Origin of the sequence: Paraburkholderia sp. 31.1 (assembly GCF_014397645.1) — a bacterium.
Lineage (GTDB): Bacteria > Pseudomonadota > Gammaproteobacteria > Burkholderiales > Burkholderiaceae > Paraburkholderia > Paraburkholderia tuberum.
The window spans coordinates 46,556-69,646 of sequence record NZ_VZQN01000006.1 but is presented as its reverse complement, the minus strand read 5'-3'; the positions used below and the strand labels follow the sequence as shown (position 1 = coordinate 69,646).

Here is a 23,091-nt window from a genome sequence, read left to right as displayed (position 1 = left end):
ACGGCTACACCATATCGTTTCGGTTGCGTGCGTCCGGAGACACGGTGAGGTTCGCGTTCGCGCCGGTGTTGCGTACGTCGACCGACTGGAACTGGTTGATCATTTGGTTAGCATAGAAGTTGTTGGAGACCTCGTACAGATTGACCACCGGCCCAATGCTCGGCGTTTGCGGCACGTACGGCTGAATCCAGCCATAGATCCATGGCGCGCCGCCGCCACCGCGAATCGCCGCCATCGCTTTGCGATCGAGCGCGAGGTTCAGCGAGAGGTCGTTCAATTTGATGCAGGACATGTCGTTCTCCGGTTGGCCGCGTGCGCAATGCGCGCGGCTGAATGGACTCTGCACCCAACGCTGCAAAGGTCATGCCAATCGGGGGCGGATTCGACGCGAAGCCCGCGGCGCATTGACTGGCGCGGCTTGCGCGGCTTTACCACGAACGCGGTCGACGCGATCGGTCGGCTCGCGGCCAACAAGCCCACGTTCGAACAGGTGTGAGACCCAACACATTCGGCGGGGTCCCACGGGTTCTCCATTCAGTTGAAATCAACTCGCGACACGACTCGCAAATGAGCGTCGCACACCAACAGATCAGCGCGATTTCTGTTGGTCCCGTCCTGACATCTTCCTCTTCAGAAAACCGCTCGATCGGCCGTCAACCCTGTAAACAGGGGTTTTCCGGCGCCTGGCCCGGATGATGCACAAGCTGTCGCAACAGTGTTGGAAATGCGAACGAGGCCAGCCATGAACACCCAAACGCTCGATACACGCGACGACGACCCGCAATCCGCAGCCGCTTGCGACACCGCATCATCGACGATCGATCTGCCGATCGGCGCGCACCTGGTCACGCAACGCAACGGCTACGAACATCACGGCATCTATGTCGGCAATGGCCGCGTCGTGCACTACTCGGGCTTTGCGGCCTCCGCGCATCCCGGACCGGTCGAGGAAGTCGAACTCGCGCGCTTCGCCGCCGGCCATTCGCTGTCGGTTCGCGCCACGCCGAGCGCGATCTACGTCGGCGCCGATGCGGTGCGCCGCGCGCGCTCCCGCCTCGGCGAAAACCGCTATCGCCTGCTGACCAACAACTGCGAACACTTCTGCGCGTGGTGTCTGCTCGGCGAAAGCCGCAGCGAACAGGTGCATTGCTGCTTGCGCCATCCGAGCACGGGCATGCGCGCACTGCTGTGCCTCGTGAAGGCGTTTGTCGAGAGCGGGGCGAGGAACGAACACCGCGTGGCGCAACTCGCGCAAGTCGCGTGAACGCAGCGCGTCGGGAACGGGACGATTCGAGGAGAACATCATGGTAGCCGCAGAAAAAAGCTTGCACTGGGCCGTCGACAAATGGCTCGCGCCCACGCCGTCGATGCCCGCGCGCGTGGTGCGGTTCTGCCATCGCGCGTCGCAACAGCAACGCTATGTATGTGTGCAGGCGTTGAAGCCGGCAGGATTGCTGTCGATTTTCTTCTTCCGCCACGGCGACGGATCGTGGAACGTGTTCCCGCCGCAAGCCGAGCGGCCCGCGATGAACGGGTATTGCCGCACGGCCGCGTAGAAACTCATGCGTGACCCGCCGTGGCCGCTTCCGTGGCAAGCCACTGACTGAACAGCAACATCGCCGGCGTCATCGGCTTGCCCTTCAGGCAGGTCAGCCAGTAACTGCCCGCCTTGACCTCGACGTCGAACGGGCGCACCAGACGCCCGGTATTGATCTCCCTTTCGAACATCAACGCAGGCACGAGCGCGATGCCCGCGCCCTGTATCGCCGCTTCCACCATCAACCGCGACGAATCGAACACCGGTCCGCGCACCGGCCGCGGCGCGATGCCCGCGGCCGCGAACCAGTTCATCCAGTCGTCCATGCGGTACGAGCGCAGCAGCGTTTCGTTGGCGAGATCGTCGGGCCGCGCGAGGCGCGCGGCGATCTCGGGCGTGCAGAGCAGCGCGAGCGGCGCGTCGAGCAGTTTGGTGGCGAGCGAGCCGGGCCAGGTGCCGTCGCCGAAACGGATCGCGAAATCGAGGCCCTCGGTCGCGAGGTCGACGAGGTTGTTATTGGTCAGCAGCCGCAGCTCGACGAACGGATGCGCGTCGCGAAACGACTTCAGGCGCGGCATCAGCCAGCCGAGCGCGAACGTGCCGACCACACCGACCGTCAGCACCTCGTGAAAATGCCCGCCGTCGAACTGCTTGAGCACCGCCTCGATACGATCGAACGCGTCGGACAGCACGGGGCGCAGCGCGAGCCCTTCGTCGGTCATCGCGAGGCCGCGCGGCAAACGCTTGAATAGCGCGGTGCCGAGCCGCTCCTCCAGCGAGCGGACCTGCTGGCTGACCGCGGCTTGGGTCACGTTCAGCTCTTGCGCCGCGCGCGTGAAGCTCAGATGCCGCGCGGACGATTCGAACGCGCGCAGCGCGTTGAGCGGAAGATACGGTCTCATGGTGCAGATACAAGATTTTCTTGTGAGTGGGCTAACTTATCACCATCGGCCCACTTCGCCGACTCCCTGTCTCTTATTCGCTAGTCGAATTGTGCGACACTGGGGCCACATCGACGGGGGCAATCGCATGCCCGGCGCCGCGCCAGACGCGCGATGGCGAGTCGGCAATGAAGAGCCGGCAATTGTGAGCAACGGTGAACGGCCGCCACGGATTGCCTCGATGTAGGTGGTGAGAAGTTGACTGTCCAGATGGAATGCTCGACATGTTCTGCCGACGTTCGTCCAGGTAAGCCGTCGGCTTGTGCAACCTTGCATCATTGCCCTCGATCGGGAGTCCGCTATGTCCGTGTATGTTCTGGCCTTGCTGATTGGCGTCGTCGCCGGCCTTCGCTCGATGATCGCCCCCACCGCCGTCAGCTGGGCCGCGCGTCTGGGATGGCTGCCGCTGCAAGGCACGTCGCTTGCCTTCCTCGGCTTCGCGGCCACGCCGTATATCTTCACCGTGCTGGCGGTCATCGAACTGATCACGGATCAATTGCCCGAAACGCCGAGCCGCAAGGTGCCGCTGCAGTTCGGCGCGCGAATCGTGCTCGGTGCGCTGAGCGGCGCGGCGATTAGCGGCGCGCATGGCGGCCTGGCGGGGGGCATGATCGTCGGGGTGGTGGGCGCGGTGGTCGGCGCGGTAGGCGCGGTGATCGGCACGCTCGGCGGCGCGAAGGTGCGCAGTTCGCTCGCCAGCATGTTCGGGCGCGATGCGCCCGCGGCGTTGATCGAGGACGTGGTCGCGATCGTCGCGGCTGCGTTGATCGTCGTATCGTTGCACGGGTTCTGACACGAACGCAAAAACGCGGCGGGACGCTTTGCGCGTCGCCGCCGCGTTCGGTCGCTGCCCGCAGCTTATTGAACCCGGGCGATTCGCGCGGCCGTCGTGACTTGCGTGACCGGCGCCGCCGCCGTCGAACTCGCCGCCACGGGCGGCATCAGCTTGCCTTGCACGAGCAGTTGAAGCGTCTTCACGACCAGAATCGCGATGATCGCGTTCGCCACCACGAACAGAACCGGTGCCGCGAATTCGATCGGACCCGTCGCGCCGCGTTCGACGAGACGCAGGGCCATCGTCGGCAACGCCGCTACGCCGAAGCTGAACGCCCAGTAGCCGGGCACGAATGCCTGTTGGCGGATCCACGGCAGCAAACGCAGCAGCATCAGCGCCTGATAGAGACCGTAGCCGAGCAGCGCGTAGGCGAACAGGTCGGGCGTGCCGCTGGTGAGGCTCAAATACGCGACACCACCGACGACTGGCGGCGCGAGTTGCACGCCGAGGGTCGGGCGCAGCGCTTCGGGCAGCGGTTCATGCACGGCGGCGCGATGCAGGATCATCGATTCGAGCGCGAGCCACGCCAGCATGCCGCCGCCGAAAAACAGCTCGCCCAGTTGATGGAAGCCGAATGCGGCCGAGCTCGCCGCCGCGACGAAGCCCGCTCCGACCGTCGGCAGATAGATCGCCGGCGTGGTCAGTTCGGGCTTGCGGCCGCCTTGCCACAGCTTGCCCTGTAGATGGACGCCGAGCCCAAGTTGCGCGATCGCCGCGATGCCATACAGCGTCAGCGCGAGGGTATGCGCGTACGGCTGCAGCAGTTGCGCGGCAAGCAGCGTTGAGATCGGCGCGAGCGCGACGAACGAAGACTGCACCGGATGATTCAGTTCGGCGCGTGCGTCGTCGGTCCGTGCGAACCACTTGTGCGCGTAGGCGAACAGAATGATCGCCCAGACGGCGAGCGCCGCGATCGTCACCACGCTGCCGGCGACGGCCGGCAAGTGCCACAGGCGGATTGCGACGCGCCACAGGTTGGCCAGCGCCAACGAGCCCACCGCGATGCTCAAGAAGCCAGCGGGAACCGCACCACGATTGCTGTTCATGACGACCTCCGAAAGTTGCGTCGCGCTGCGGGTTGCTGGCCATGCGCGATCGATGGCCCACTGTAAAAGGCCACGGAGAATCGCAGAACGCTGCAAACGCTCGACAAATGGCGCGAGCGTCTCAAGCTGTGTTTTAGCGGGGGAAAGGGGCAGAGAAGGCGGGGGGAGGAAGGGCGGCCGTCAACCGCCCATGCGCACCAGCATCGCCAGCAGCTGGTCGAACGAAAGCGGCTTGCGCGCGTAGGCAAAATGTGGATTCGGCTGCACCGGAATGTCCGATGCGGCGCTGCACAGGATGATCGGAATCTCGCGCAGCTCTGGGTCCTCATACAGCGTCGTGCACAACTGGAGGCCCGACATGACCGGCATCATGCAATCGGACACGATGATATCGGGCCGGCTCGAACGGACCAGTTCGAGCGCGACGGAGCCGTTCGACGCCGTCCGTACCGCATAGCCGTGTCGTTCCAGCAGCAGCCGCCACACCGTGAGGATGTCGAACTCGTCGTCCACCACCAGAATGGTTTTCATGGGCGGCTAGGTTTTTCGCCCCAATTGCAGCGTGGCCGACAGGCCCGGCGTCGATTGGATGCCGGCGGCGCCGGGCGAGCCGTCGATCACGTCGAGTCCTTGCGACGAAATCGACAGTTCGCGCAGTGACGTGTCGTGCGCGCTTTCGCGTTGCTTCACCACCGAAATCACGCGCCGCAGTCCGCCTTCGGTCTCGGCGTAGCGCAGCAGCACGAGGTTTTCGGTCAGCGCCGACACGCGCACGGCCTTCGCGTGACCCGGATCGCTGTACAGCGGCAGCTCCTCCGTGACGAGCGTCGTGATGGCCGCTTCGCGCAACTGATGCAGCAGTGCGTTCAGGAACAGGTCGAAGCGCTCGGTACGCAACGCCGAATCGCGAAAGCCCTCGACGCCGTCGATCACGATGCGCGTCGCGCTGGTCTGCTTGACGGTGGCGAGCGCTTTCGACGCGATTTCATCGACCGCGAGTTCGATCGCCGGGTGCCAAAGCACCATCAGACGACCGTCCTGCCACGCATCGGCAAGCGCGATCGACACCGCTTCGGCCTTGCCGATGAGTCTCTGCGGACTCTCGTAGAAGCCGAGATACACGCAACGCTCGCCGCGTGCGAGACCGGCCGCGAGGAACTGCAGGCACAGCAGCGTCTTGCCGACGCCCGACGGACCGATCAGCGTGGTCGTCGCGCCTTGCGCGAAGCCGCCGCCGAGCAGGTTGTCCAGGTGCAGCAAGCCGAAGCCGAGCCGTGCTTTCAGATCGACGGGGCCCGCTTGCTCCGCGCACTGCGCTTCGAGGCGCGGGAACATCAGCAGCCCGCTGCCGGCGATGCGGAAGAAGTGCTTGCCCATCAGATGATCGCGCGCGCGCATCTTGTGCACTTCGATTTCGCGCGCGCGCCGCATGCCGTCGTGATAGCTGTTCAGCTCGATCAGACCGTCCACCAGCGTGTGCTCGGGATGCGACTCGTTGCCCGACAGCGGCGCGAGCAGCAGTGTCGTGCAGTCCATCGCGGCGACCAGCGCGTTCAGCTCGTGGATGAACTTCGACAGCGACAGCTCGGTTTCGCTGAATTCGCGCGCGCTGCGAAAGCCGTCGATGATCATCAGGCTCGGCCGGTAGTCGTAGATGCTCGACGCGATCAGCTTCAGGAAACCGTCGAGGCCGTCCTGCATCAGCTCGTGATAGCCGGACACGAACAGCATCTGCTGCGCGACCGCGGCTTCGTCGAAAAAGCTCAGGCCTTTCAGGTGACCGAGCAGCTTGTCGTGCGATTCGGCGATCAGCGTCATGTACAGCACTTTCTCGCCTTGCCGCACCCGATGAAAACCGATCTGGCTCGACAGGATCGTCTTGCCGGCGCCGGCCATGCCCTCCAGTAGATAGACGCCACCGCTCACCAGACCGCCGCCGAGGATCTCGTCGAAACCGGGCACGCCGGTTTCGACATTGCGTCGGGCCGCGTCAGGTCGCGCCGCGTCAGGCCGGGCCGCGTTAGGTCGCGCCGCGTCGGACGGGCGGGACGTGTTGGATGCGTCGGTAGTCATTGTCGATGTGTCGTTCAAAGTGCAAGCGACGGCCTGGTCGTAACCGTCCTGTGCTCAAATCCGTTGGGGCAGCAATCCCCATTCCCGGTCGCGAGCGACAGTGTCCCGCGGCGTGAAATGCGGGGAGTCTATCCGGCAACGCTTGCCCGGCGAACGGCGTGTGCTCGACATGGCGGCGTGAGAGGGCGAAAAAGGCCGGCGGCGAGGAGCCGGTGCATGCGGTATGAGGGGGAGTGAAGTGCGGTGGCCGGTCGAACTTGCAAACCGATGCAATGAAACGGAAAGGCGAGCACTTCGCTCATACGGCGCCGCAGGCTTCGGTCGAGGCTGCCGATCAGATAGGTCAGGTGCAGGTTCGAACGACGGCTGCGAGCGGCGCCGGCTTCGGCGGACGGCTTCTGATGCTGGTTCATGGTGTACCGGGTGACGCGCCTCGCCGTATACAATTCGGCAGCGCCTGATCCCAGCGGGCTTTCACCCGCCTATTTGCCAACCGATCCAACCCATGCCGAATCCGACCCGGGCCTTTCTTCTCGGCCCGCTCCTGAAAGGCGTTTCACGCTCCTTCTATCTGACGCTGCGCGTGCTGCCCATCGGCATGCGCGATCCGATCGGCCTTGCGTATCTGCTCGCGCGCGCGGCCGATACGATTGCGGACACCTCGCTGATCGCGCCGGGCCAACGCCTCGAATTGCTGCTCGCGTTGCGCGATCAGGTCAATGGCGTGGCCGTCGACAGCGCGCCGTTCCAGCGCATCGCCGCGGAAGTCGCGGGTCAGCAGGCGCAGTCGGATGAAAAGCTGCTGCTCGAATCGTTGAGCCCCGCGCTCGACGTGCTCGCGCAACTGAGCGAGTCCGACTGCCACTCGGTGCGCGCGATCGTCACGACGCTGACCGAGGGCATGGAATTCGATCTACGCACGTTCCCCGACGAACGCTCCGGCCAGATCGCGGCGCTGCGCGAATACGACGAACTCGATCGCTATACGTATCTGGTCGCGGGCTGCGTCGGCGAGTTCTGGACCACGATGACTTACGCGCACATGCCGGGCACGCTGAAAGAACAACCCGACACGATGAAGCAGCGTGGCGTGCGTTTCGGCAAGGCATTGCAGATGACCAACGTGCTGCGCGATTGCGGAAAAGATTTGCGCATCGGCCGCTGCTATCTGCCGCAGAGCATGCTCGAGCGCCACGGTCTGAGCGCGCGCGATCTGCTGCAACCGGCCAATTCGATGCGCGCGCGGCCGCTGCTCGTCGAACTGCTGCGCAAGACGCTCGATCATTTCCGCGCGGCGCTCGCCTATACGCTCGCGATTCCGGTGAGCGCGGTGCGCTTGCGGCTCGCCTGCCTGTGGCCGATCCTCATCGGCCTCGACACCTTACTGCTGCTCGCGGATAACGACGCGTGGCTCGATCCGGCGAAAGTGTCGAAGGTGACGCGCCATGACGTGTATCGGATCATCGCGTCATCGCTGCTGCTGGTGCCGTCGAATGCGCTGGTGCGCCATGCGATCAATAGCCGCATCGCGCGGATCGAAACTCGGCTGTAGGCGTAAACGCCTACGGTTGCGCTCACAGTCACGCGCATCGAATAAAACTGAATCGCTTCAATGCACTACGAATCGCCCGCAGTAGCCGCGATTTATTCTGGATCATTGAATCTTCAACAATCGGGAAAGCCCCAGGCCACTGCATTCGCGCTTCACGTTAGTCTCTTCGAAAAGGAGACGACCCATGCGACAAGCGTTCAATATTGCGTTGGTGCTTTTGCTTGGCTATCTGATGGCGGATCGGGCGTTGATGCGTGCGCAGGCGGGCGAGGTCGGCACGATTACGTGTCACCAGGGCGCGGCGCTCGTCAAATCGGACGCGTTGAAAAAGGGCTTTGGTGACGCTGGCGCGAGCGCGCAGAGCGAGAGCTTCCTGTCGAGTTGCCTCGTGACCGGGCGCGGCCAGGTCGGCGATCTGATCGCACGCGACTGAGCGCGGGCAGCTGAGAATTCATCGCGGCGCACGCAGAGCGGTGCGAAAAAGCGCCCAGACCGTGAAGGCCTGGGCGAAGTCATCGGGAGCCCGATGACGGAGGTAACCACATACGAACTGGCCCGCGCTCGGAGATACCCGAGTCGCGGGCCAGTTCATTTGAATCGGGGTGCGCGTCGCAAGGACGCGCTATTTGGAAGTGCTCGCGGTTCGTTTCGCCGTAGGGCTTCGTGGCCATACAGCTGCGCTTGACGAACCGCCTGCCACCTACCGCTTACTGACCGAAGTAGACCGACTTCGGGCCACTCGTCGGAGCCGCATGGCTCGTTTGCGACGTACCGCTCACCACACCACCGAAGCCGGTAGCGGCTTGACCGACGCCGTTTTGCGCGTCGACGCGGGCTTGCGCAGCCTGGATGTCAGCCGGGTAGTGCGGGTCGGCGTGACCAGGTTGATAGCCGGCCTTTTCCAGTTGGATCAGCTCGGCGCGCACTTGAGCGCGGGTCACGGGCTGGTTGGCTTGCGCGAACGCGGCGACCGGAGCGGCGACAGCGACGGCGATGACAACGGCTTGAATCAGCGATTTCATGATACTTACCTCCAGTTCAGGGTTTTATCTTGCTGCGAACTTGCTTGTTCGTAGTCAGTGATTGCATTGTAATTTGGCGAACTGGACAGAGTAACTCGTGAGATAGGTAATATTTGTTGCGAAAATTGATATAAAGCGACGGAACTTTTAGGGTTAACGCGTAGACGTGTGTCCGGTGTCACAGGAAATGAAAACTATGCGAGGTCGGGGAACGACTGCTGCCACAGTTCGTGATTGATCCGGGCGGTCGACATCCCTTGCGGGAGTAAGGTGGTCCGCGATTGCGTCAAATCGACCCCAAGCCGACCGTGAACCCATCACCACATATTCGGCAGTTTCCAAACTACAGCGGCCATCCATTCCTGCCAGTCGCTCGGCGGGTCATCGGCCCTGAGCGGACGACCGGAAGTACAGGCGTTCCCTTCAGTTAAAGTATCTGCGTCTGTTGCCGATATGCCGTGTGAGTGCCGACCCGTCAAGAGCTCTAAGCAGCCCTGTTTTATAAACATTCCGGTACCGATCGATAGGCGTCGTCGATGACAAAAGATCGGCCGGCAGCGAGAAAGATTTGCGATGAAATGCGCAGCGGCATGCCGGGCTTCGTCACAACTTACCGCTGCAGGGACGCCGCCATGGTTATGCAAGTGATTCGACCGCGATGAAAGTTTCACCGGTTTGCCATCGAATGCGCCCATAGCCTCTGCCGAGGGCCGCCCAATCCAAGCCGAACCTGAAAAAGTGAACCCCACGTGCGACAAACTGAGTTTGGCTCCTTGCTGTCGGTCTTGGCCTGTTTCATTCTTTTCTCGTTGTGCGGTTGCCATCAGCGAGACCACGATTCTTCGAACACGAGCGGGCCGGCCAGTACCACCATCACCGCCTTGATCTGGGCTCCTGACTGGCCGGAAGAAATGCTTCAGATTGCTGCCGAATTCAGCAAGCTGAATCCGGACATACACGTGGATGTGCAGTTCATGATTGGCAATTCGGTGGAAGAAAATATCAAGCCGCGGATCGCCTCCGGCAACTTGCCCGATCTGGTGAGTATCAACCCGAATGCCTACGCGGCCGACCTGGCCGATCAAGGGCTCCTCGCCGACGTTAGCAAGACATCCGCCTGGAACAACATGCTCGATCCTCTCAAAAAGGACTGGACCAGTCGCCAATCCAGGCACTTTGGAATAGCGGGGGGAATGGCTACGACTTTGATCTATTACAACGAGGACATGTTTGCGAAGGCGGGGATCAGGGAACTGCCGACCAATTTCAACGAATTCCTGGCGGTTTGCGAACAGCTCAAACGTGCGGGCTATACGCCAATAATGTGGAACGGCGGCTTCCCAAATATGCTCGGCAACGGCCCCTTCAGTTCAGGCTTTGCTAACAATGTGGTTGCGCGCGAGCCAGACTGGAAGGACAAAATCAGCGATGGCACGCTGGATTTGAACACCCCCGAGGTAGCGGATATTTTCGCCAGGATCAGGCTGATGCCGGAACGGGGTTTCGTACAGGAATCGTTCATGACAACTGGCTACGATGATGGCATACGGCTATTCAAGGAGGGCAAGGTCGCAATGGCTTTTCACGGTAGTTGGGCAGCCGGTCTGTTGCTGCACGGCAATCCCTTTGAAGTTGGCGTGCTCATCCCGCCCTGGAACGCGCCAGGCGAGCAGGTGGTGCCCGTGATCGGCAGCGAAACCGGGTTTGCGGTGTCGGAAACGCCCAACAAGGCCGCGGCAATGCGTTTTCTCGAGTTCGTCGCTGGGCAGGGGTTTTCCATCCTCCAGATCAAGCGCCAGAACATTTCCCCATTCAAGCAGTTCCCGGGCATGGTGGTGAGCGATCAGAAGATTGTCGACTACACGAACATGGTCAGTCGCTACGCTGTGACCGGCAGCCCGTACTATTCGTTTCTACCTTCCAATTCCATCGAGCGCTTGCATCGATTGATACAGGATGTGCTGTTCAGGAAAATCACGCCAATGCAGGCTGCAAAACTCCTGGACGAGTCTGTTAAGAATGAAGCGAAGATGCACTACAAATGAGCCCACTGATCGCCTGGCTGCGAAGCGCATTCGCCTACTTCTCGTTGGATCTGCTGCGCCGGGTCGAAATTCGCTACCGGCTGATAACCGCGTTTATCCTGCTTTCGCTGATACCGATACTTGTCTCCAGCTACATATCGTATGTGGAGTCAACAGCAGAGTTCAAGCACAAAGCGGAGATATTTTCCAAAGAGGTAGTCAAACAGGTATCCAAAAACATCTCGTTGCGGATGGAGCAGATCGAGACGGAGAGCAGCCTTCTGGTGCTCTCCGATCAGGTTCAAGACGCGCTGACCCGCGTCGCACACGGCAATGAAAAGGAGCAGAGCGAAGCTCGCCAGGATCTGACCCGACTGCTCCTGGAGCACTACGGCGCGGTTGATTTCATCAACCAGAAATATTTGCTCGACAAGGACAACCGGATCACGGACACCCAGGCGTTCGCGCAATTGACGCGAAGTGTGGTGCATCTGGTCCAACAGGCTCCCGATCGAAATGGCCGGCCTTACTGGGGCAGCTATGACAACGGGGCCGGTCAGCAAGATCTCGGGATGGTGCGCGCCATCATCGACAAGAGCGACAATCGACAGATCGGTAATCTGGTTCTAGTGATTCGCCCCGAGTATTTCTCATCGATTTTCAATGACGTCGCCGTGGGCAGTGGAACGGAGATCTATGTACTTGACGCCAGCAGCGACAAGCTGATTGTTCGTGCCGACGGCTCTTCAATGAGCACCGACGGAAAGGCTGAACCGGGTCTGCTCGAAAGAATCACAAACGCCGATCCGCACGGCGAGCCAAATGGCTTCGTCGACTTCCATGGCAAGAATGGCGACCGATATCTCGCTGCATACACGGGTATCGCCGGCACAAAATGGTTTGTGGTCAGTACGATCCCGGAGAAGAAGTTGACGGCGGAGGCACAGTCCGTACGCGATCAGATCATACTGGTGGGCATTTCGGGGTTTCTGCTTTCGATCTTCCTCGCCAACTTCATTTCACACAGCATCTCTGTACCGCTCAAAGATCTGGTGCGAAGGATGGACGACACCGGTAGCGATGCAGGCGCAGAGGCGGAGGCATCGGTGGACGCGCGCAGTGAGATTGGCGTAAAGGATGAATTGGGCAGATTGGCGCACAGGTTCGAACGAATGAGTGCGGCGATCGGGCAGAAGATCCAGAAGATCAACGAGATCAACGCTACCTTGGAGCAGACGGTCATCGAGCGAACGGCCGAGCTCGTCGCCAAAGAGCAGGAGTCGCGCACGTTGATCGAGAATTCACCTGACACGATCACGCGCTACGACCGGGAGCTGCGCCGCACCTACGCCAATCCGGCTTTCTGTGTCTCGGCGGCCCGCAGCCTTCGCGAATCGCTCGGCAAACGGCCCTCAGAGATACCGGGCGGTGCTAACGCGCTGGCTTACGAGAAGAAGATCAGCGAAACCATTGCAACCGGGAAAAGTCGCCAATTCGAACTGAGATGGCTCAGTAAGGACGGACAGGAACAGTGCAGCCATATCAGGCTCACTCCAGAGATCGACGCGTCGGGCGAGGTGAACTCCGTGTTGGCGGTCGGTCGTGATTTGTCGGACCGGATGGCATTCGAGGCAACGATATGGAAACAGGCTAATTACGATGCGCTGACCCATCTCCCGAACCGCCAGATGTTTCATGCCCGTCTCGAGCACGAAGCCGGCGTGTCCCATCGCTCCGGGCGGCCGATGGCCTTGATGCTGATCGATCTCGACCGCTTCAAGGAGGTCAACGACTCGCTCGGACACGATATGGGCGACATCCTGCTGATCGAGGCCGCGAGGCGCATTACCTCGTGTGTGCGTGAATTCGACACGGTCGCTCGACTTGGCGGTGACGAGTTCACGGTGATTCTGCCCGAGTTGGACGACACCGGGAGCATCGAGCAGATCGCGAAGACGATCATCGCCGCGCTGGCCCAACCCTTCAAGCTTGGTCCGGACGAGGCTTTCATTTCTGCGAGTGTCGGAGTCACGCTTTACCCTGACGACGGGACAGAACTGGATGTTCTTTTCAAGAATGCCGACCAGGCCATGTACGCGGCCAAAGCCGCGGGGCGCAACCGTTTCCACTACTTTACGCCCGAGTTGCAAGTGGCGGCAGAAAAGCGCCAGCGTCTCACGAGCGATCTACGTACCGCCCTGCAAGTCGAACAGTTCCGTGTTTATTACCAGCCTATCGTCAATCTGGCGACTGGCGAAATTTACAAAGCTGAAGCGCTAATTCGCTGGCTGCACCCTGTGCGCGGCACGATCAGTCCATTGGATTTCATCGCATTGGCCGAAGACACGGGGCTCATCGTTCCGATCGGCGATTGGGTGTTCAAACAGGCCGTGCGCCAGGCGCATCAATGGCGCCGACGATTTCATCCATCGTTTCAGATCAGTGTCAACATTTCACCGGTGCAGATTCGCCAGGACAATCTGGTGTGTATCCAATGGTCGGAATACCTCATTCGGCAAGGCATGCCTAGACAGAGCGTGGCAATTGAAATAACCGAAGGGCTGTTACTGGACGCCGAATTGAACGAGAAGTTGCTGAGTTTCCGCGAGGCAGGAATCGGGATTTCGATCGACGACTTCGGGACCGGTTACTCGTCCTTAGCCTATCTGAAGCGCTTCGACATCGATTATCTCAAGATCGACCGTTCATTCGTACAGAACCTCGGTTTCGACGGCGGCAATCAGGCGCTCTGCGAAGCAATGGTCATGCTCGCTCACAAGTTGGGATTGCAGGTTATTGCCGAGGGGGTCGAGACGACGGATCAACGTGATTTTCTCGCCGCCGTGGGTTGTGACTTTGCGCAAGGCTTTTTGTATTCGGAGCCGGTTCCGCCTGATCAATTTGAGGAGCGGGTGTGGCCGACAGCCAGGCGCGCGTCTTGAACCAGTCAGCAACGTGTTCAACCGCTACGTCAAGTTTCCCCAATATCCGAAAGCTCAATTCGGCGACCTCGGCAGCCGCTGGTTTTAGCTCTGGAACGACGGCCACAGCCATACCGGCACTAGCAGCCGCGTGGGCACCGTTATCGCTATCTTCAAAGGCTAAACAAGCATCTACCGGCAGGGCTTGCAGACAAATTCAGCTCCATCCGGAAACCGGCGACCAGTTGAGCGCGTAACGATCCCGCCGCTACGCCCGGCGAGTTCTGGTTTCAGTTTCTCAACGGACTGCGGTTCTAATCCATGGGATTGAACAGCGCAAAGTTCATCCCAACCGCCCGCATTAATGCAATTCTGCCAGGCAAATATGCGCGGGTAAAACCTGCCGTACCGATGCTACTATGTCCAGCATAGCGTCATTCGGGAAAATAAAATGATTTACTGTGTGCAGTTCGAGGACAACGAGGCGATTGCCTCTGCTCGTGCGGAAAATATGAAACTCCATCTGGCGTTTCTTCAAAAAAACAAGGCGGCGTTTCTGCAGGCCGGACCGCTGATCGACACGGCTGACGGCACCGGTGCAGGCGGCCTGTGGGTGGTCGAGGCGGAAACGCCGGAGCAGGTCCTCGGTTTAATCAAGGAAGATCCATTCTGGCCGACCGGTTTGAGAAAGTCGTTTCGCATTTTTGAATGGCCCCAGGTGTTTTCGACGGTTAGGCGGAATGTATAGCTTCGCTGGTTGGATGCTTACTTTAGATAAGAAATTGAATTTTAAGCATCGCCGCTTATATTCAGCGTGCGCGGCTTTATCAAGTTCATCTCGATCATTTAACTAGCCGAAAAGGCAGAGGATTCCGTGAATCAACGGTCATTCAACCTGCCGGAAACCTGGGTCGTGCGCGACGCGACGTTCGTGCGAATCTGGGCGGCGATATTCGCGTCAACGGTCGCAACCTTCCTGCTGCTGATGACACTGTCAGCCGCCGTGTTCACACAAACCCACTCCCCGGTCTTTTCAAACGGCATCGTCCTGACACAGTGGGTGCCGGCAGTGCTGGCGTTGCCGCTGATTAGGTCGCTCGCTTCGCGATACGACGGGCGCTCGCTTCTGATCGCGGCGGAAGTGGGGTCGGCGCTTTCGTTGCTGGTCGCGATGCGGCTGCTGAACGATCTCTATCCGTTGCTCGGGATTCTCGTTGTCAAGGGCACGTTCGACAACCTGTCGAAGGTCGCGCGCCCCGTCGCGGTCAAGCGGCTTTTTACGGGCGCCACGCTGGATCGCGCCGCGTCGTACTACAACACAGCGATGCTGTTCGGCGGCGGTGTGGGTGCGCTGGCCGGCGCGCTGTTCCTGCCGCGTCTGAGTTCGCAGCAGGTCATCGCACTGTCGATCGCGCTTCACCTGATTTCGGCCTGCAGCTATGCGACGGTCGCCAAAGCACGCCAACCCGCCGATCAGGCCGGCAAATCGCGCGCGGTGAACGAGCGCGCCGATCCGGATGCGCAATCGGCGCTCGTCTATTTCATTGCCGCGGTGGCGCTCTTTCAGGGGTATCACAACATCGCCCGTTCGGTCTTCGCTGTCGACCAGCTCGGCATGCCGGCATCGGGTATCGCGCTGCTGCAGGCCGTTACTAATATCGCGTATGTGGTCGGCGCGCTCGCGGCGGCGCGCATCGGTGTCGCGGGCGGCCGCTATCGCACGATCGGGCCACTGTCGCACTGCCTCGCGCTCGCCACGCTGATTCCGCTGATCTTCATCACGCGCCCTGCGTTCGGCGTGCCGATGTACGCGGTGTTCGCGTTCGGCTTCGAGGCCGCGTACTGCGTGCATATGCGCTTCGTGCTCACCTCTGTGCCGTCGGCAAGCATGCCCAGAATCATGGCCAACGCGAATGCGTGGGCGCTCGGCCTGATGCTGGCCGTCTCGCTGGGCGGCAGTTATCTGGTGAGCGAAATCGGCTTCGCGCCGGTCACGCTCATCGTGATAGTCATCGCCGCGCTGGTGCCGCTGTTCGCCCGGTTTCGCCGGGCGGCGTTCGGGAACCAAGCCGGCTTCCTTGAAAAAGAAGTGGGGTAATCATGCATATCGCGTTTGTCGACAGTAATCCGGTCGGATTGAATGCGCTGCTTGCCGCGAAGCGCCGCGGACACGAAGTCACGTTCGTTTCGTCGAAGCAGTTTGTCGAATTTCTCGGCGATCTGTCGACGATCGAAGCACGCGGTCTGGCCGACCGGATCGTCCGCATCGATGCGTCGAGAGACGAGGACGAACTGTTTGCCGCGCTGTCCGAGCTGAACCGTGAACATCCGCTCGACGCGGTGGTGACGGTGCTTGAGTACTGCGCGAGTTCGGTGGCGCGTTGCGCGCAGCGATTGGGCCTCGCGGGCACCGATCCGGCCGCGTTGTCGCTGGCGCAGAACAAGGCCGCTTGCCGCGACCGGATCAGCGCGAGCGGCCTGAGGTCTGTCGGCCATTTCGTCGTCGACACTCTTGAGCTGGCACTCGTGCGCGCGGCGCACATCGGCTATCCGGTCATCGCGAAACCGTTGAGCGGCGGCGGCAGTATCCTGGCTGAGAAGATCGACGACGAAGACCGGCTGCGCGCGTACTTCGCCTCGCTGGGCAAGCAGCTTGCGTTGCCTGCCGGTTTGCTGGACGCGATTTCACCGCAAACGCTGCTCGAGGATTACATCGACGGGCCGCTGTTATCCGTCGAGGTCGCGGCGGCCGCCGGCGAAGTGGTGCCGCTGATCGTCTCCGCCAGAAAGCGCTGCATTGACGAACCCGCGATCGAACTGGGCACGACGATACCGGCTCCCGTGTCGTCGGAAGTGGCGGATGCATTGCGCGCTTACGCAGTCGAGGTCGTGCGCAGCGTGGGGCTGGACTTCGGCATCTTCCACATTGAGATCATTCTGAGCGAACACGGGCCGGTGCTGGTGGAGGCGAATCCGCGCATCATGGGCGGCAACATGCCGACGGTTTTCAAGCTTGCGACCGACATCGACGCGTACGATCTGCTCGTCGACATGTACCTGACGCGCGCGATGCCGCTCGCGTGCCGCGACATCGTGCCGATCCAGGCGGCGACCACCAGAATGATCGGCGCGGCGGAATCGACGCAGGTGGAAAAAGCGATCGCGCCGCACTGGAACGCGCCGTTCAAGGAACGTTTGGCCGGCTGGCGCTTCGACGTCAGCCGCGGCACGCGGGTGGCGAAAATGGACAGCAGTACGTGCCCGTTTCACTTTCAGGTGGTCGGCGCATCGGCGCACGAAAGCAGCCTACTGGCCGAGTGGATCATCGGTCAAACGGCTCGGGCGACCGGCATCAAACTGCGCAGTTCGAGCGAAGACTATCTGTTCCGCTAAGCGCTCGCCTCAACACCCGGCGGCGTGGCGCGACGCGAGCGCGTTCACCGTCGCCGCGGCCCAGTCAATAACCGTGCGCACCCGGTTCAGCTTGCGCAGGTCGGGATGCACGAGCAGCCAGATTTCGCGTGTCAGGTCGCAAGGAAATTGCGTCGCACGGACAAGGCCGCCGATGCTCTCGCCGACGGCGACCGGCAGCAGCGTTTTGCCCAGACCTTCCTGTACACAGGCGAGCAGCGCCTCCGCATCGTTGACCATCACCTGGCCCGCCGACCCTTGTCCAAGTCCGATGGTTTTCGCCATCCACTCCGCTTGCGGCAGATCGTTCATCCGATCATCGTAGGTGACCCATCGCAGCGTGTCTTCTGCCGCGCCCTCGCGCAGATAGACACCATACGGCAGATCGCCCAGTTTTCTCGCGACCACGCTGACTTCGTCGCGCGGCCGCGCGAGGCGAATCGCGATATCCGCTTCACGCTTGGTCAAACTCAGCGAACGCGCTTCAGCGACCAGTTCGACGTTGAGGTCTGGATGCTGGCCGAGCAGATTCGGCAACGCCGGAATGAGAATACGGTTGGTGAGGATCGGCACCGACGTGACGCGTACGGTGCCGGCGACGCGAACATCGGCGCCGGAAATCGTCCGCGTGGAGCTTTGCACTTCGATCTCGATGCGCTCGGCGAGGCTGGCGATTTCGAGGCCCGCATCCGTCAGCGTCAGTTTGCCTTTGACGCGATCGAACAGGCGCGCGGCCAACCGCTCTTCGACCTGAGCAATCCGCCTGACCACCGTGCTTTCGTTAACTGACAGCAGACGCGCCGCCTCGCCGAAATTGCCGGTCCGCGAAGCGGCCAGCACGACCCGCAGGTCGTCCCAGTTTTCTTTTGACATACACCGTATTTCCTTACGCGATCTATCGTCTGGATCGGATCATAACTGCATCACCGATATGCGCCAATAGTCAAACAATGTGAAATCACTGGTCGCGCGCCGCTGTTTTAAATCAATATGGATAATTAAGTGCAGGCACGTCTGTATAAATTGTTATGCACTGCAATTTTGCAGTTCAAGACTGCAAATCTGCAGATGCATCGAGACCATTTGTAGATATATGATAATCAAAGTCAATTTCGTGATAACGCACATCGTTCTTCAGAAGGATTTAATTTTTAAACTGAAGTATGGGGAGGTGAGTGGTGTTGTTTATGGTATTGATCAGTTATTTTTTTCTGGTTACCTGTTGTCCGTTCTTTTTGTGGCGGTCATTTCTTGTCGTCGCGAGGGAGGTTATTCGAAGCCGCGAGGTGACGCTGAATCAGAAGCGCAGCATGGCATGGCATCTTTGCAAGGAATTGATTTATGCACCGTTTTTCACCGTGCTCTGGTATCTTGACGAGATTCTGTTTTCACGGTTTACGCAGCAGAAGTTGGCCAGGCCGGTTTTCATCATGAGCCAGCCGCGGAGCGGAACCACGTTCCTGCTGCGGACGCTGTCGCTCGACGCGAATACCTTCTTTTCCCTGACGCATCTGGAATGGCGCTTTCCGTTCATCACGCTGTGGAAAATCCTCGATATATTGGGTTTGCGAAAATGCGTCGAGGGAATCAGCTATTGGCCGAATACCGAATTAGGCCGGCTTGCCGCGAAGATTCACGAACACCAGTTGGGCAGTGTCGAGGAGCACGGAATATTTTTTGAAGAACGCATGTATCACCATTATTTCACGTTCCGGCGCTTCCCGTTTATTGAAGTTCTGAAGCGTGTAATGGAAGTGCAAATGCTGAGCGCGAGAGAAAAACGCAAACTTTTGCTCACATTCAGAAAAACAGTTCAAAAGACCGCTTATTATCGTGGCGGCGGTCGTACATGGCTGACGAAAGAAAATGAGAGTGTCGATCTGTATAAATTATTACACGATGAATTCAATGACGCTAATTTCGTGGCTATTGTCAGGCCGCCGGAAGGATTTGTCAGTTCGTACGTGACGATGTCGGATATCTGTACAAAAGCGAAGCACGGCGTCGACCCGCAACTCATCGCGGATTGGGATAAAGAAAACATGAAATTCCGTAAAGAGGAGTGTTTGAAACTGATTGAATCCTGCGGGGAGCTGGAGCGAAGCAACGCGATCACCTACCTGACGTTCGACCAGTTCACCACGGAAATCCAGCATACCGTCGAACGCATTTATGCGGCCATCGGCGTGCCGCTGAGCAGCGACTATGCACGGCTTCTCGCGGACATGCAGGCGGAGCAGGACCGGCGCGATTCCGGCTATGTGAACGCGCCGCGCAGTGTCGATGGCTTCGAAGCCTTCGGCGCGTTCGTCGCCCGCATCGGGGCCGGCGCTCCCGAACACGGTCTCGCGACCCAACACAACCTGTAAGAGTCCGTCTGATGAACATCCTTGGTCTGAACTACATTTTTCATGACTCGTCCGCATGTGTCGTTGCCGATGGCGAACTGCTGGTTGCCGTGGAAGACGAGCGCCTGACGGGCGAAAAACATTCCCAGAAGTTTCCGGAGCGCGCGATCGAAAGCTGTCTCGCGCGCAGCGGGTTGAAAGCATCGGACATCGACCACATCGCGATCTCGTTCAATCCGAACAAGCATGTCGTCACGAAGGCACTGTATGCGGCGTCGCTGCACCGGGCCGCGGGCTCTTTCATCTCCTATGAGTTCTTGCGACTGAGAGCGCGGCAGAAAGCGTTCTGGAGCTGGTACAACAGAACGTGGGACCGGCGCGGAGCGCGTCCCAAAGTGCATTTCATCGACCATCACTTGTCGCATATCGGCGGCAGCTATTTCGTCTCACCGTTCGACGAAGCCGCGCTGCTGTCGATCGACGGCTGGGGCGAGTGGTCGACCACATGGCTCGGCCATGCGAAGGGCCGCATGCTGCAGGCATTCGGCGAGAGCCTGTTTCCGCATTCTCTGGGTTGCTTCTATTCCGCCGCGACGGAGTTCTGCGGCTTCAAGCCGAACTACGACGAAGGCAAAACGATGGGCCTCGCGCCTTGCGGCGATCCCGAGCGGTTCTACGACAAGGCGAAGTCGCTCGTGCGGATCAGCGCGGCCGGCGAGATCGAACTGGATCTGTCGCTGTTCGACTTCCCGCAAGTCACCGGCCGCTTCTGCAACGACGCGTTCTACCAGGCATTCGGCGCGCCACGCAAGCGCGGCGCACCGTTCGAGGATCATCACCGGGATGTCGCGGCGGCGTTTCAGCGGGTGATCGAGGAAAGCATCCTGCAGTTGTGCCGGGTGCTCGAAAAGAAGACCGTCACGCGCAACCTCGTGCTCGCCGGTGGCGTGTCGCTGAACAGCGTCGCGAACGGGCGCGTGATGCGCGAAACCCAGTTCAAGAACATCTATGTGATGCCGGGCGCGGGCGACAACGGCACCTGCATCGGTGCGGCGTATTACCTGTACAACGGCCTGCTGAAGGGCGAGAAGCGCTATCACCATGAGCACCCGTATATCGGCACCGAGCACTCGAACGAGGCGATCGAAGACGTGCTTCGCCAATCGAAGGTAGCTTATCGGAGATCGGCCGACGTCTGCGCTGAAACCGCGTCCATTCTGCGGAAGGGCAAGATCGTCGCGTGGTTTCAGGGCAAGATGGAGTTCGGTCCGCGCTCGCTCGGCGGCCGCAGCATTCTCGCGGATCCAACGCTGCCGGGCATGAAAGACAAGATCAACGCCGAGGTCAAGCATCGCGAGTTGTTCCGGCCGTTTGCGCCGTCCGTCGCGGCGGAAGACGTGTCGAAGTTCTTCGACTTCTCGGGCGAATCGCCGTTCATGCTGATGGTGTGCGACGTGCTGCCCGACAAGCAGGCGCTGTTGCCAGCCATCACGCACGTCGACGGCACCGCGCGCCTACAGACAGTGTCGGCGACGTCCAGCCGGCGCTACTACGGTCTGATCAAAGAGTTCGAGAAGTTGTCCGGCATTCCGGTTATTCTCAATACAAGCTTCAACATCATGGATCAGCCTATCATCGAATCGCCGCTGAACGCGATTCGATGCTTCTTTTCGACAGGATTGGACGTGCTGGTAATGGGCGACTTCATCGTCGAGAAAGCGCCCATGGCCGTTGGCGAAACACCGGTCGTGCTGCCCGCTTCGCCGCAACGTGCGCCCGCTTCGTTCGTGACGGTCTCGGCGGCGAATCGCAGCGACGCACAACTAGATACCATTTCTTGATGCGGCGTCCCGCATTTCGGCCAGTCGAAAAGAATAGGGGAAAGACATGGACCTGACCGATATCGCCAGCAGCGATATCTCCTGGCACACAATGCATGTCGACAAACTATCGCGTGCCAAACAGAAAAACCAGAAGGCGGCCGTGTTGTGGCTGACCGGACTGTCGGCGTCTGGAAAATCGACGATCGCCTCGATGCTCGAGCGGCGCTTGCATAGCAACGGGTCACATACGTACGTTCTCGATGGCGACAACGTACGTTTCGGCCTGAATCGCGACCTGGGTTTCTCGGACCGCGACCGGGTCGAGAATATCCGACGGGTGGCCGAAGTCGCGCGGCTGATGGTGGATGCTGGACTGCTCGTCATCGTGTCGTTCATCTCGCCGTTTCGCGTGGATCGCGACGCGGCGAGAGAACTGTTCGACGAGACCGAGTTTATCGAAGTGTTTGTGGAGACACCGATTGCGGAGTGCGTCCGCCGCGATCCAAAGGGCCTGTATGCGCGCGCGCTGCGCGGCGAGATCAAGAACTTCACCGGACTCGATTCTCCGTACGAGGTGCCCGAGTCACCGGAGATCCGGCTCGATACCGTCGGGCACTCGGTGGAGAAAACGGTCGAGCGAGTGGAGGTATGGTTGAAGGAGCGGGGGTTTTTGAATGATTGAACAGGAAGACGCGTTGTCGGTGGATGCCAGCACGCTGGACCGTTTCGAGCAGCTCGCCATCGCGGCGGGCGAAAAGATTCTCGAGTATTTTGACAACCGGTGCCCGGTATGGGCCAAAGCGGACCGGTCGCCGGTAACCGAAGCCGATCACGCCGCCGAGGCGGTCATCGTGGACGGATTGCGCGCGGTGTATCGCGGCGTGCCGTGCGTGGCCGAAGAGGCGGTATCGGCGGGCGTGATGCCGAACGTGCTGGGGCGAGCCTTTTTTCTAATCGATCCGCTCGACGGCACCAAGGAGTTCATCGCGGGCCGCAACGATTTCACGGTGAACATCGCGTTGATACGGGACGGTACGCCACTGATCGGCGTGGTGCTTGCACCGGCGACGCGCATGCTGTACTCGGGCCGCCCCGGTTACGCGTGCATGTCGGAGGTCGGTGCTGATCGCGGAATACGCAACCGGCAGCGAATCGCGGTGCGTGCCCGTTGCGAGCCGCCGACCATCGTCGCAAGCAGATCGCACGCGTCGGCCGATACCGACGAATTTATCCAGCGCTACCCCGACGCAAAATGTGTGTCGGTCGGCTCGTCGCTGAAATTTTGCGCCATCGCGAGCGGCGCGGCGGATATCTACCCGCGGCTCGGCCGAACAATGGAGTGGGACACCGCCGCGGGGCACGCGGTGCTGTCGGCCGCGGGTGGTCGCGTCATGTCGATGGACGGCACGGTGTTGACTTACGGCAAGCGCGGGCAGAGCAGCGACGTCGATTTCGCGAATCCGTGGTTTGTGGCGGAGGGTGGCCCGAGCGGCTCTATCTAGCCGACGGTCCCTTCTTGGCCGCACCCGGTCCGACGATGAGCTGACGGCGTGCTCCG

At 60.6% G+C, this 23,091-nt stretch carries 21 protein-coding genes; 14 read left to right on the top strand and 7 right to left on the bottom strand.

What is annotated here, in order from left to right; translation table 11 throughout:
• Positions 1 to 4: 4 nt before the first annotated feature.
• Entirely contained in the window at positions 5 to 292 is a 288-nt protein-coding gene (locus tag F6X37_RS05560) for a hypothetical protein (protein ID WP_090807566.1), read from the bottom strand.
• Positions 293 to 742: 450 nt separating this feature from the next.
• On the opposite strand from F6X37_RS05560, the gene F6X37_RS05555 reads away from it, so the two are divergent.
• Both F6X37_RS05555 and F6X37_RS05550 read left to right on the top strand, forming a co-directional pair.
• Positions 743 to 1,264 carry a lecithin retinol acyltransferase family protein gene (locus tag F6X37_RS05555; RefSeq protein ID WP_090807562.1) on the top strand — a complete coding sequence of 174 codons (522 nt, stop codon included), beginning with the start codon at positions 743 to 745 and terminating at the stop codon, positions 1,262 to 1,264.
• A gap of 40 nt (positions 1,265 to 1,304) precedes the next feature.
• Positions 1,305 to 1,556: a hypothetical protein gene (locus F6X37_RS05550; protein ID WP_090807560.1), complete on the top strand. Its 252-nt coding sequence runs from the start codon at positions 1,305 to 1,307 to the stop codon at positions 1,554 to 1,556.
• 4 nt (positions 1,557 to 1,560) lie between these two features.
• On the opposite strand, the gene F6X37_RS05545 is transcribed toward F6X37_RS05550, so the two are convergent.
• Positions 1,561 to 2,439, bottom strand: a complete 879-nt coding sequence (locus F6X37_RS05545; RefSeq protein ID WP_187610596.1) for a LysR family transcriptional regulator — start codon at positions 2,437 to 2,439, stop codon at positions 1,561 to 1,563.
• Between the two features lie 340 nt (positions 2,440 to 2,779).
• Between F6X37_RS05545 and F6X37_RS05540 the strand changes: the two genes are divergently transcribed.
• Positions 2,780 to 3,271, top strand: a complete 492-nt coding sequence (locus F6X37_RS05540) for a DUF4126 domain-containing protein (RefSeq protein ID WP_090807556.1) — start codon at positions 2,780 to 2,782, stop codon at positions 3,269 to 3,271.
• A 65-nt stretch (positions 3,272 to 3,336) separates the two neighbouring features.
• On the opposite strand, the gene tehA is transcribed toward F6X37_RS05540, so the two are convergent.
• The 3 genes from tehA to F6X37_RS05525 all read right to left on the bottom strand — a co-directional run bounded on the left by tehA (position 3,337) and on the right by F6X37_RS05525 (position 6,432).
• A complete protein-coding gene (tehA, locus tag F6X37_RS05535; protein WP_187610595.1) occupies positions 3,337 to 4,359 on the bottom strand; it encodes a dicarboxylate transporter/tellurite-resistance protein TehA in 1,023 nt (340 codons plus the stop codon).
• Positions 4,360 to 4,539: 180 nt separating this feature from the next.
• Positions 4,540 to 4,890: a PleD family two-component system response regulator gene (locus tag F6X37_RS05530; RefSeq protein ID WP_090807552.1), complete on the bottom strand. Its 351-nt coding sequence runs from the start codon at positions 4,888 to 4,890 to the stop codon at positions 4,540 to 4,542.
• 6 nt (positions 4,891 to 4,896) lie between these two features.
• Positions 4,897 to 6,432 carry an ATPase domain-containing protein gene (locus F6X37_RS05525; protein ID WP_222944765.1) on the bottom strand — a complete coding sequence of 512 codons (1,536 nt, stop codon included), beginning with the start codon at positions 6,430 to 6,432 and terminating at the stop codon, positions 4,897 to 4,899.
• Positions 6,433 to 6,937: 505 nt separating this feature from the next.
• Between F6X37_RS05525 and F6X37_RS05520 the strand changes: the two genes are divergently transcribed.
• Together F6X37_RS05520 and F6X37_RS05515 are read left to right on the top strand one after the other, a co-directional pair.
• Positions 6,938 to 7,984 carry a phytoene/squalene synthase family protein gene (locus F6X37_RS05520; protein ID WP_187610594.1) on the top strand — a complete coding sequence of 349 codons (1,047 nt, stop codon included), beginning with the start codon at positions 6,938 to 6,940 and terminating at the stop codon, positions 7,982 to 7,984.
• 184 nt (positions 7,985 to 8,168) lie between these two features.
• Complete coding sequence (locus F6X37_RS05515; protein WP_187610593.1) at positions 8,169 to 8,417, top strand: hypothetical protein; 249 nt, start codon at positions 8,169 to 8,171, stop codon at positions 8,415 to 8,417.
• A gap of 274 nt (positions 8,418 to 8,691) precedes the next feature.
• On the opposite strand, the gene F6X37_RS05510 is transcribed toward F6X37_RS05515, so the two are convergent.
• Positions 8,692 to 9,006 (bottom strand): DUF4148 domain-containing protein, encoded by a 315-nt coding sequence (locus tag F6X37_RS05510; RefSeq protein ID WP_184024579.1) that lies wholly within the window; start codon positions 9,004 to 9,006, stop codon positions 8,692 to 8,694.
• 809 nt (positions 9,007 to 9,815) lie between these two features.
• Between F6X37_RS05510 and F6X37_RS05505 the strand changes: the two genes are divergently transcribed.
• From F6X37_RS05505 to F6X37_RS05485, 5 genes are all read left to right on the top strand, one after another.
• Positions 9,816 to 11,051 (top strand): ABC transporter substrate-binding protein, encoded by a 1,236-nt coding sequence (locus tag F6X37_RS05505; RefSeq protein WP_262419819.1) that lies wholly within the window; start codon positions 9,816 to 9,818, stop codon positions 11,049 to 11,051.
• Positions 11,048 to 13,972 (top strand): EAL domain-containing protein, encoded by a 2,925-nt coding sequence (locus F6X37_RS05500; protein WP_187610591.1) that lies wholly within the window; start codon positions 11,048 to 11,050, stop codon positions 13,970 to 13,972. The genes F6X37_RS05505 and F6X37_RS05500 overlap by 4 nt, the downstream gene beginning before the upstream one ends.
• A 442-nt stretch (positions 13,973 to 14,414) precedes the next feature.
• Positions 14,415 to 14,699 carry a YciI family protein gene (locus F6X37_RS05495; protein WP_244144900.1) on the top strand — a complete coding sequence of 95 codons (285 nt, stop codon included), beginning with the start codon at positions 14,415 to 14,417 and terminating at the stop codon, positions 14,697 to 14,699.
• Between the two features lie 126 nt (positions 14,700 to 14,825).
• Positions 14,826 to 16,049, top strand: a complete 1,224-nt coding sequence (locus tag F6X37_RS05490) for an MFS transporter (protein WP_090807536.1) — start codon at positions 14,826 to 14,828, stop codon at positions 16,047 to 16,049.
• Positions 16,050 to 16,051: 2 nt separating this feature from the next.
• On the top strand, positions 16,052 to 17,344 hold the full coding sequence (locus F6X37_RS05485; RefSeq protein WP_090807534.1) for an acetyl-CoA carboxylase biotin carboxylase subunit family protein: 1,293 nt from the start codon (positions 16,052 to 16,054) through the stop codon (positions 17,342 to 17,344).
• Between the two features lie 9 nt (positions 17,345 to 17,353).
• Here the strand turns inward: F6X37_RS05485 and F6X37_RS05480 are convergent, their stop codons facing one another.
• The gene (locus F6X37_RS05480; RefSeq protein WP_184069476.1) at positions 17,354 to 18,235 is read right to left on the bottom strand and encodes a LysR family transcriptional regulator; all 882 of its coding nucleotides are present in this window, start codon (positions 18,233 to 18,235) and stop codon (positions 17,354 to 17,356) included.
• Positions 18,236 to 18,549: 314 nt separating this feature from the next.
• Between F6X37_RS05480 and F6X37_RS05475 the strand changes: the two genes are divergently transcribed.
• Genes F6X37_RS05475 through cysQ form a run of 4 tightly spaced genes read left to right on the top strand, consistent with a single transcriptional unit; the run spans position 18,550 to position 23,035 of the window.
• Positions 18,550 to 19,731 carry a sulfotransferase gene (locus F6X37_RS05475; protein ID WP_187610590.1) on the top strand — a complete coding sequence of 394 codons (1,182 nt, stop codon included), beginning with the start codon at positions 18,550 to 18,552 and terminating at the stop codon, positions 19,729 to 19,731.
• An 11-nt stretch (positions 19,732 to 19,742) separates the two neighbouring features.
• Entirely contained in the window at positions 19,743 to 21,551 is a 1,809-nt protein-coding gene (locus F6X37_RS05470; protein WP_187610589.1) for a carbamoyltransferase, read from the top strand.
• Between the two features lie 46 nt (positions 21,552 to 21,597).
• A complete protein-coding gene (gene cysC / locus F6X37_RS05465) occupies positions 21,598 to 22,215 on the top strand; it encodes an adenylyl-sulfate kinase (protein ID WP_090807528.1) in 618 nt (205 codons plus the stop codon).
• Entirely contained in the window at positions 22,208 to 23,035 is an 828-nt protein-coding gene (gene cysQ, locus F6X37_RS05460) for a 3'(2'),5'-bisphosphate nucleotidase CysQ (RefSeq protein ID WP_187610588.1), read from the top strand. Before cysC ends, cysQ begins: the two co-directional genes overlap by 8 nt.
• The last annotated feature ends 56 nt before the right edge of the window (positions 23,036 to 23,091 follow it).

Bases quoted from the DNA above. Each gene is read 5' to 3' on its own strand.
- F6X37_RS05560 (WP_090807566.1), bottom strand. From the start codon at position 292: ATGTCCTGCATCAAATTGAACGACCTCTCGCTGAACCTCGCGCTCGAT.
- F6X37_RS05555 (WP_090807562.1), top strand. From the start codon at position 743: ATGAACACCCAAACGCTCGATACACGCGACGACGACCCGCAATCCGCA.
- F6X37_RS05550 (WP_090807560.1), top strand. From the start codon at position 1,305: ATGGTAGCCGCAGAAAAAAGCTTGCACTGGGCCGTCGACAAATGGCTC.
- F6X37_RS05545 (WP_187610596.1), bottom strand. From the start codon at position 2,439: ATGAGACCGTATCTTCCGCTCAACGCGCTGCGCGCGTTCGAATCGTCC.
- F6X37_RS05540 (WP_090807556.1), top strand. From the start codon at position 2,780: ATGTCCGTGTATGTTCTGGCCTTGCTGATTGGCGTCGTCGCCGGCCTT.
- tehA (WP_187610595.1), bottom strand. From the start codon at position 4,359: ATGAACAGCAATCGTGGTGCGGTTCCCGCTGGCTTCTTGAGCATCGCG.
- F6X37_RS05530 (WP_090807552.1), bottom strand. From the start codon at position 4,890: ATGAAAACCATTCTGGTGGTGGACGACGAGTTCGACATCCTCACGGTG.
- F6X37_RS05525 (WP_222944765.1), bottom strand. From the start codon at position 6,432: ATGACTACCGACGCATCCAACACGTCCCGCCCGTCCGACGCGGCGCGA.
- F6X37_RS05520 (WP_187610594.1), top strand. From the start codon at position 6,938: ATGCCGAATCCGACCCGGGCCTTTCTTCTCGGCCCGCTCCTGAAAGGC.
- F6X37_RS05515 (WP_187610593.1), top strand. From the start codon at position 8,169: ATGCGACAAGCGTTCAATATTGCGTTGGTGCTTTTGCTTGGCTATCTG.
- F6X37_RS05510 (WP_184024579.1), bottom strand. From the start codon at position 9,006: ATGAAATCGCTGATTCAAGCCGTTGTCATCGCCGTCGCTGTCGCCGCT.
- F6X37_RS05500 (WP_187610591.1), top strand. From the start codon at position 11,048: ATGAGCCCACTGATCGCCTGGCTGCGAAGCGCATTCGCCTACTTCTCG.
- F6X37_RS05485 (WP_090807534.1), top strand. From the start codon at position 16,052: ATGCATATCGCGTTTGTCGACAGTAATCCGGTCGGATTGAATGCGCTG.
- F6X37_RS05480 (WP_184069476.1), bottom strand. From the start codon at position 18,235: ATGTCAAAAGAAAACTGGGACGACCTGCGGGTCGTGCTGGCCGCTTCG.
- F6X37_RS05475 (WP_187610590.1), top strand. From the start codon at position 18,550: ATGGTATTGATCAGTTATTTTTTTCTGGTTACCTGTTGTCCGTTCTTT.
- F6X37_RS05470 (WP_187610589.1), top strand. From the start codon at position 19,743: ATGAACATCCTTGGTCTGAACTACATTTTTCATGACTCGTCCGCATGT.
- cysC (WP_090807528.1), top strand. From the start codon at position 21,598: ATGGACCTGACCGATATCGCCAGCAGCGATATCTCCTGGCACACAATG.
- cysQ (WP_187610588.1), top strand. From the start codon at position 22,208: ATGATTGAACAGGAAGACGCGTTGTCGGTGGATGCCAGCACGCTGGAC.